The sequence below is a fragment of the Vibrio sp. 1069 genome, from assembly GCF_033340555.1.
This window is the reverse complement of record NZ_JAWOWP010001032.1, coordinates 1-502: the sequence shown is the minus strand read 5'-3', so window position 1 is coordinate 502 and position 502 is coordinate 1. Positions and strand designations below refer to the sequence as shown.

Annotated in this window: 1 protein-coding gene and 1 pseudogene; one reads left to right on the top strand and one right to left on the bottom strand. The window is 45.0% G+C overall.

From position 1 onward, the window contains the following. A partial coding sequence (flgN, locus tag R7040_RS30445) for a flagellar export chaperone FlgN (RefSeq protein ID WP_318098189.1) occupies positions 1-240 on the top strand: 240 nt, incomplete at its 5' end. A gap of 117 nt (positions 241-357) precedes the next feature. Here the strand turns inward: flgN and flgP are convergent. Then, positions 358-502, bottom strand: a pseudogene (gene flgP, locus R7040_RS30440) (flagellar assembly lipoprotein FlgP); the annotation flags it as partial.

The following is a 502-nucleotide window of genomic DNA, read 5'->3' as shown; positions in this document are numbered from 1 at the left end:
CATGTCAATCAACTTACCGAAGATGAGCACCTAAGTCAGGTTGTAGCCCAAATCCAATTCATCGTGCTGGACTGTCAACAAGTCAATCGCGTGAATGGAGAATCCCTCAGCCGTGCTCAATTGAGTTTTAACAAGCTCAATAACATGCTTCAACACACTCACGGCAAGATCGGTATGACCTACAATGCCGGCGGCAAAACCCACACCATTTCAACGCTAGGCACCAATATTAAAGCCTAACGCTCTAGCCTCTCCTTCCTCATTAGGCAAAACCATCAAATCGAACCCATAAAAAAGCGACCAATTGTTGCCAATCAGCCGCTCGAAAAGATTATCTGTTTATTTAGTGAAGTGGTTTTAGAACAAGGTTTGCTGACGCTTCTCAGGCACTTGTTGAACTTCACCGTAATCGCGTAGCTTATCCATCTTACGGATATCCAAACGTAACTCTGTTACGTAACTGTCTTCAACTAAGTAACTGCGCACGACCTCTGCACCGCGA